Consider the following 7,556-nt stretch of genomic DNA (forward strand, 5'->3'; position numbering starts at 1 on the left):
CGCGGGCGCGGACGCGGACGTCGCGGCCTCGTCGGGGAGGACCCGGCGGCGCACCGAGAGGCCGGCGAAGGTGCCCTCGGCCGTGTGCCCGCCCGCGGGCACGTCGAGATCGGTCACCAGCAGGTGCTCGGTGAACTGTGGTGCCCGCGCGAGCAGGGTCCCGTCGGCGCCGACGACGATCGAGTCCCCGTCGAAGACGAGGTCGTCCTGCCCGCCCACCAGGTTGGTGTAGACCACGGGGGCCCCGGCCTCGGCGGCGCGGCGGGCCACCAACGGGAGCCGCACGTCGTCCTTGGACCGTTCGTACGGTGAGGCGTTCGGCGACACGACGACATCGACACCCGCCCCGCCGAGCGCGGTCACCGGCCCGCCCTCCTGCCACAGGTCCTCGCAGATCACCACACCGATGTCCACGCCGTGCGCCCGCACCACGTCGAGTGCCGTGCCGGGCGCGAAGTGGCGCCGTTCGTCGAACACGCCGTAGTTGGGCAGGTGGTGCTTGTACTGGGTGGCCACGACCTCGCCCCGGTACAGGGCGGCCACCGCGTTGCGCGGCCCGGCGTCGTCGGCGTCCAGGTAGCCGACCCAGGTGAGCAGCTCGCCGCACCCCTGGTCGGCCAGCCGGGTGGCCAGCCGCGGCAGCGCCTCCGCCGAGGCGGACGAGAACGCCGTCCGGAGGGAGAGATCCTCCACCGGGTACCCGGTGAGCGACATCTCCGGGAACACGGCGAGGTGCGCCCCCGCCGCGGCGGCCGCACGGGCCCACGCCACCGTCCGGTCGGCGTTCCCGGCGAGGTCGCCGACGGTCGTGTTCACCTGGGCCAGGGCGATGCGCAGTCGGGGCATGGCCCCATTGTCCCCCGCACCGCCGCGGCCGGGGGCGGGCCGGGTGCCTCAGTCCCGCTTCTTGCGCAGCGTCGCCCGCACCTTCTTCAGCGCCTGCTCGGCGTCCGAGTCGAACGGGTTGTCGTGCACCAGGTAGGTCCACGTCGAGGTCGGCCTGCGCACCCCCGCTCCCGCCAGGTCGACCCCGTCCGCGGTGACCTCCGCCTCGCGCAGGGTGGCCGCGGCGCGGGACTCCGCCTCGCCCCGGATCTTGCGGAACGCCGGGATCGCGGTGCGGTGGAACTCGTCCAGCGGTGCCTCCTTGGCCAGCGCCCGGAGATGGATCGTCTCCCGGACGTCGGTGAGGAAGGCGAGGTGGTCGGCCCACAGCTGGTCGAGGTGGAACAGGACGATCTCCCGGCAGGCCTGGTCCACCGTCGCCTCGTCGAGTGCCTCGGCGAGCTCGGCGACGCGGTCCGGCTCGGCCTCGGCGAGCAACCGCCGGGCCTCCCCGGTGCGCAGCACCTCGTCGCGGTACTTCAGCATCTCCGCGCGCTGGTGCTCGATCAGCCGCGTGTAGCGCCAGGTGTTGCGGTGGATCTCCAGGTCGACGCCTTCGGCGACCCGCTGCGCGTGGTTGATCTGACGATGCGCCGCGGGGTCGGTGACCTCGCCGCTGTCCTCGTCGGCGGGCAGGTCGGCGACGTCCGGCGCGTGCGCCAGCACCAGTTCGTCGGCGAGGCTGGCGAAGAACACCGAGCTGCCCGGGTCGCCCTGCCTGCCTGCCCGGCCGCGGAGCTGGTCGTCGAGCCTGCTGCTCGGGTAGCGCGCGGTGCCGATCACGTGCAGACCGCCCAGCTCGGCCACCCGCTCCGCGTCGGCGCCGTCCGCGCCCCCGAGCCGGATGTCGGTACCGCGGCCGGCCATCTGCGTCGACACCGTGACGGCGTCGCGGGTGCCCGCCTCGGCGATCACCGATGCCTCCTCGGCGTCGTTGCGCGCGTTGAGCACCACGCACTCGATGCCGGCCTTGCGCAGCTTCTCCGCCAGCTCCTCGCTCTCGGCGACGTCCTGGGTGCCCACCAGCACGGGCCGTCCGGTCTCGTGGACCGAGCGGATCTCCTCCACGATCGCCCGCAGCTTGCCGGTCGGCGTGCTGAACACCCGGTGCGGCAGGTCCTCGCGGATGTTCGGGGTGTTCGGGGGGATCACCGCGACCTCGAGCCGGTAGAACTCCCGCAGCTGCTCGGCCACGGCCTCCGCCGTGCCCGTCATCCCCGCCACCCGCGGGTAGCGGGCGATCAGCGCCTGCACGGTGATCGAGTCGAGGATCTCGCCGTGGTCGGACGGCGGGAGCTGTTCCTTGGCCTCCACCGCCGACTGCAGTCCGTCCGGCCAGCGCTGCAACTCGGCGACCCGGCCGCGGGAGGCGTTGATCAGCTGCACCCGGCCGTCCCGCACCAGGTAGTCCACGTCCCGGGTGAGCAGGGCGTGCGCGTGCAGGGCGGCGTTGACGGCCGCGAGCCGGTCGGTGGCCTCCTCGGCGTAGAGGTCCACCCCGCCGAGCGCCTTCTCCACCACCGACGCCCCTTCGGGGGTCAGCCACGCGTTGCGCCCGTCCGGGTCGGTCTCGTAGTGCAGGTTCACCCGCAGCCGCCGGACGATGTCGGCGACCTCCTCGTCGGCCACGCCCGCGTCCACCGAACCGGCCATCACCAGCGGCACCCGGGCCTCGTCCACGAGCACCGAGTCGGCCTCGTCCACGATCGCCACCTCGGGCTCCGGCTGGGCGAGGTCGTCGACCCGGGTGACCAGCCGGTCCCGCAGCACGTCGAAGCCGATTTCGCTGACCGCGCCGTAGCACACCTCGGCGTCGTAGGCCGCCTGCCGCTCCTTCGCGTCCAGGGCGGGCTCGACCCAGCCGACCGAGACCCCCAGCAGGTCGTACACGGGGCGCATCCACTCCGCGTCGCGGCGGGCGAGGTAGTCGTTCACCGAGATCAGGTGCACCCGGCTGCCCCGCAGCGCGTGCCCGGCCGCGGCCAGCGCACCCGCGAGGGTCTTGCCCTCGCCGGTGGCCATCTGCACCACGTGCCCGGTGAGCAGGCCCATCACGCCGAGCAGTTGGACGTCGAACGCGCGCTCGCCGAGCCGCCGGTGTGCGGCCTCCCTGCCGAGCGCGCAGATCTCGGTCAGCGTGTCGTCGTCGAATCCGGTCGCGTCCCGCAGCGCTGTCGCCCGCTCGGTGAGCTCCTCGTCGGAGAGGCCGCCGAGCTCGTCCCCGCGTTCGGCGACGGCGGGCAGCAGGGCCTCGTACCGGGTCAGTTCGACACTGGCGGGTTTCTGGAGGAGTCGCCGCATCCTCCTGCCGACCCGGTCCCTCAACGCCACCAGTGTCTCTCCTCCCTGTTCGTTCCCGAGCGGGTAACGCGTCCGGGTACCGTACGGTTCCCGCCTCGTCCGGAAGTGGCACGATCGCGGACGTGCTCACACGGAAACGCTACCTGCCCGGGGCAACCGTCCTGCTCGTCACGGTCCTCGCGGCGTGCTCCGGTCCGGCGTCGGAGTCCCCCGATCCGACCGCACCGGCCGGCCCGGTCCCGGAGGGGCTGGAGACCTACTACTCCCAGCAGCTCGACTGGGGCGAATGCGCACCGTACGCGACGTCCGCCTACACGCAGCAGGCCTTCTCGACGGTTCCCGAGGGCGTCGAGTGCGCGCGGATGACCGTGCCGCTGGACTACTCGGAGCCCGACGGGGAGACCGTCTCCCTCGGATTGCTGCGGCAACCGGCCGACGACGGTGGCGGCGAGCCGCTCGGCTCCGCCGTGATCAACCCGGGCGGTCCGGGGGGCTCCGGCATGTCCCGGGCCGCGTACATGGCGCAGGGCGAGTGGGACGGCCGGCTCGCCGAGCGGTTCGACCTCGTCGGCTTCGACCCGCGGGGGGTGCAGGCCAGTGAGCCCGCCGTCGACTGCTTCACCGACAGGGAGATCGACGCCGACCGCAACGACGTCGACGAGTACGACGGCAGCCCCGAGGCCGTCGCCGAGGCCGAGCGGGAGGCGCGGGAGTACGGCCGGCAGTGCGCCGAGCGGACCGAGCACGGCGAGGAGATGCTGGCCAACCTGGGCACCCGGGACGTGGCCCGCGACCTGGACGTGCTGCGGTCGGTGCTGGGGGACGAGAAGCTGACCTACATCGGGTGGTCCTACGGCACCCGGATCGGCTACACCTACGCCGAGCGGTTCCCGGGTAACGTCCGCGCACTCGTGCTGGACGGCGCGGTCGACCCCGAACAGGACGCCATGGAGTCCCTGGTGGCCCAGTACGAGGGCTTCGGCGACACCTTCGACCAGTTCGCCCGGTGGTGTACGGGGCGCGAGGACTGCGCCCTCGGCAACGACCCGGCCGGTGCTGTCGGGGCGTATCAGGACCTGACCCGGCCGCTGCTCGACCGGCCGGTCGAACTCCCGGACGGCAGGGTGCTCTCCTACGAGGACGCGACCACCGGGACGATCGCCGCGCTCTACGACAACCAGAGCTGGCCGATGCTGAACCGGGGACTCACCGAGCTCGCGCAGGGGCAGGGCGCCACCCTGATGATGCTCGCCGACAACTACCTGCAGCGCGGCCCGAACGGCCGCTACTCGAACATGCACGAGGCGCTGACCGCGGTCAACTGCGTCGACGAGCCGCCGGTGACCGACCCGGAGCGCAACGCCGAGATGCAGCGGCAGGCGTTGGACGCCGCGGAGTTCCTCGACCCCGGACTGCCCCCGTCGTCGGCACGCGGGCCCTGCGCGTTCTGGCCCGTCGACCACACCTCGGAGCCACGGCTGCCCGACGTCGACGGGATCCCGCCCCCGCTGGTGATCTCGTCGACCGGTGACCCCGCCACCCCGTACGAGGCCGGCGTCAACCTCGCCGAGGCCCTGGGCGGCCGGCTGCTGACGTTCGAGGGCGCGCGGCACGGTGCGTTCCTCGCGGCGGGCAACGACTGCATCGACGAGGCCGGCGCGGAGTACCTGATCAGTGGCACCCTGCCGCCGGAGGACACCCGCTGCGGTACGGCGTGACGCCGGACCGCCGCCACCGGGATCAGGACCCGGTGGCGGCGGTCTCGTGTCCGTCGAGGGCGAGTTCCAGCATCACGGCGCCCTCGTTCTTCTGCCGGGGCGGCACCTGCATCCAGACCCGCAGCAGCTGTCCCTGCCCGCGCCCGGCCACCCAGAACTTCACCGCGACGTCGTCGTGGACGCCCGGCACGAACCCGGCGACGACCTCCCGGTCGAGCTCGCCGCCGACCCGGTAGCTGGGGACCCCGTCCAGTTCCTCCCGGCTCTCCGTCTCCAGCGCGGTGGCCTCGCGCAGCAGGGTGGTCAGCCCGTGTTCGGGATCGAGCAGCCGCGCCGGCGTCAGCGGGCCGGGGGCGGGACGCGTCCCGCCCGCACCGCCGTCCCGGTCGGCGGTGCTGTCGTCGGGGTCGGTCAGCCGCAGTTCGGCACCGTCGAGCACGAAGTCGTACCGGTGGCGCTCGGTCCCCCGCTGCACGTCCGCCTCGCCGCGCGCGGACCCGTGCGGGCCCCCGTCGCGGGTCGCCACGCCCTCCACCGTCCGGACCGGCAGCCCGGGCAGCGCCCCGCTCACGTGGAACTCGAAACGGACGCCACGCACGTCGGCCAGCGCCCGGGTCGCGGTGTCGACCAGTTCGCGTCCGTCCGGGAGCGGGCCGGTCGTGTCCGGCGAGGCGGCACACCCACCCACGACGGTCAGCGCGGCGACGAGGACGACCGCGAGGCGACGGATCGGCATGGCGCCCACGGTATCGGGCAGGCCGCCGCCGCCCCGGTCAGGTGGACGGACGGCTCCGACGGGCACGAGACTGCCGGGGGTCGACCGCACGGGGGAGGTCCGGCCGCCCCCGAAACACCGAGTTAACGTCTCGCGCCTAGAGTCGCGGCATGGATCGCCAGCAGGAGTTCGTGCTGCGCACGCTGGAGGAACGCGACATCCGCTTCGTGCGGCTCTGGTTCACCGACGTGCTCGGGTATCTCAAATCGGTGGCCGTGGCACCCGCCGAACTGGAAGGCGCCTTCAGCGAGGGCATCGGCTTCGACGGGTCCGCCATCGAGGGGTTCGCCCGGGTCTACGAGTCGGACATGGTCGCGAAGCCGGACCCGTCCACCTTCCAGGTCCTGCCGTGGGAGACCCCGGACGGCGACCGGTACTCGGCGCGGATGTTCTGCGACATCGCCATGCCGGACGGCTCACCGTCGTGGGCCGATCCACGGCACGTGTTGCGCCGCCAGCTCTCCCGGGCGGCCGAGGCCGGGTTCACCTGCTACGTCCATCCCGAGATCGAGTTCTTTCTGCTGGCGACCCTGCCGGAGGACGGCAGCGAGCCCGAACCGGCGGACAACGGAGGGTACTTCGACCAGGCGAGCCACGCCACGGCCACGCACTTCCGCCGCAACGCCATCGAGGCGCTGGAGGAGATGGGCATCTCCGTGGAGTTCTCCCACCACGAGGGCGCCCCGGGCCAGCAGGAGATCGACCTGCGCTACGCGGACGCGTTGACCATGGCCGACAACGTCATGACGTTCCGGTACGTGGTCAAGGAGGTCGCGTTGATGCAGGGCGTCCGCGCCACCTTCATGCCCAAACCGTTCACCGGCCAGCCCGGGTCGGGAATGCACACGCACGTGTCGCTGTTCGAGGGGGACCAGAACGCCTTCTACAGCCCGGAGGACCCGTACGAGCTCTCGGACACCGGGAAGGCGTTCGTGGCCGGGCTCCTGCGGCACGCCCGCGAGCTCTCCGCGGTCACCAACCAGTGGGTCAACTCGTACAAGCGGCTGATCCGGGGCGGGGAGGCGCCGACCGCGGTGTCCTGGGGGCACGCGAACCGTTCCGCGCTGGTCCGGGTCCCGATGTACTCCCCGGGCAAGGCGTCGTCCCGGCGGGTCGAACTGCGCAGTCTCGACTCGGCGTGCAACCCGTACCTGGCCTACTCGGTCATCCTCGCCGCGGGGCTCAAGGGGATCGAGCAGGGTTACGAGCTACCGCCCGCGGCCGAGGACAACATCTGGGACCTGTCCGACTCGGAGCGCAAGGCCGCGGGGTACGCGGAGCTGCCGCAGAACCTGGGCGAGGCGCTCGTCGAGATGGAACGGTCGGAGCTGTTGCCGGAGGCGCTCGGCGAGCACGTGTACGACTTCTTCCTCCGGAACAAACGGGTGGAGTGGGACAGCTACCGAAGCGCGGTCACCCCCTACGAACTCCGGACCCTGCTGCCGGTGCTCTGACCCCGCGGGCCGGCGCAGGGGGGGGGGCGACGCCGGGGAAACCGGCTCCGACCTGCGGGTTCACCGGAAAGGGGACCCCCCTGCACAGCGGGGTCGGGCGGGTGTGTAATCTTCTCATTGTCGCCAGGGACGGCCGGGGCGAACGGGAGAGACCCACAGAGGTTGCTTCCGGGAGCCAGGTCGGGTACCGTTGCTGGTCGGCCCTCTCCACGAGAGCGGGTCACCCCCCTTGAAAGAGCCTTCCGGGGTTGTTGTTAGGGTGGGTGTCGCTCGGAGGGAAAAACCGAGAAAACATCTTGTGGTGTTGTTTGAGAACTCAACAGTGCGCTAGTGATTGTCAGCTAGTAGAGCTTTGATGCCTCACCTGTTTTGGTGGGTGGGGTTTGCCCCTTTTTGTGGGTTTCTTTGAGACATGTGGGTCTC

At 72.1% G+C, this 7,556-nt stretch carries 5 protein-coding genes; 2 read left to right on the plus strand and 3 right to left on the minus strand.

Annotated elements, in window-relative coordinates; translation table 11 throughout:
* Positions 1 to 846, minus strand: an 846-nt coding sequence (locus SACPADRAFT_RS26755; protein WP_007025657.1) for a nitrilase-related carbon-nitrogen hydrolase, incomplete at its 3' end; no start/stop codon positions are given.
* 48 nt (positions 847 to 894) lie between these two features.
* Positions 895 to 3,216, minus strand: a complete 2,322-nt coding sequence (gene secA2, locus SACPADRAFT_RS0209875) for an accessory Sec system translocase SecA2 (RefSeq protein WP_007025656.1) — start codon at positions 3,214 to 3,216, stop codon at positions 895 to 897.
* Between the two features lie 92 nt (positions 3,217 to 3,308).
* On the opposite strand from secA2, the gene SACPADRAFT_RS0209880 reads away from it, so the two are divergent.
* Positions 3,309 to 4,904: an alpha/beta hydrolase gene (locus SACPADRAFT_RS0209880; protein WP_007025655.1), complete on the plus strand. Its 1,596-nt coding sequence runs from the start codon at positions 3,309 to 3,311 to the stop codon at positions 4,902 to 4,904.
* 22 nt (positions 4,905 to 4,926) lie between these two features.
* Here the strand turns inward: SACPADRAFT_RS0209880 and SACPADRAFT_RS0209885 are convergent, their stop codons facing one another.
* Positions 4,927 to 5,640 carry an LppX_LprAFG lipoprotein gene (locus SACPADRAFT_RS0209885; protein ID WP_028662360.1) on the minus strand — a complete coding sequence of 238 codons (714 nt, stop codon included), beginning with the start codon at positions 5,638 to 5,640 and terminating at the stop codon, positions 4,927 to 4,929.
* 149 nt (positions 5,641 to 5,789) lie between these two features.
* On the opposite strand from SACPADRAFT_RS0209885, the gene glnA reads away from it, so the two are divergent.
* Entirely contained in the window at positions 5,790 to 7,133 is a 1,344-nt protein-coding gene (gene glnA / locus SACPADRAFT_RS0209890) for a type I glutamate--ammonia ligase (protein WP_007025653.1), read from the plus strand.
* Positions 7,134 to 7,556: the final 423 nt, after the last annotated feature.

Origin of the sequence: Saccharomonospora iraqiensis subsp. paurometabolica YIM 90007, assembly GCF_000231035.2 — a bacterium.
Classification (GTDB): domain Bacteria; phylum Actinomycetota; class Actinomycetes; order Mycobacteriales; family Pseudonocardiaceae; genus Saccharomonospora; species Saccharomonospora paurometabolica.

Bases quoted from the DNA above. Each gene is read 5' to 3' on its own strand.
- SACPADRAFT_RS0209885 (WP_028662360.1), bottom strand. From the start codon at position 5,640: ATGCCGATCCGTCGCCTCGCGGTCGTCCTCGTCGCCGCGCTGACCGTC.
- glnA (WP_007025653.1), top strand. From the start codon at position 5,790: ATGGATCGCCAGCAGGAGTTCGTGCTGCGCACGCTGGAGGAACGCGAC.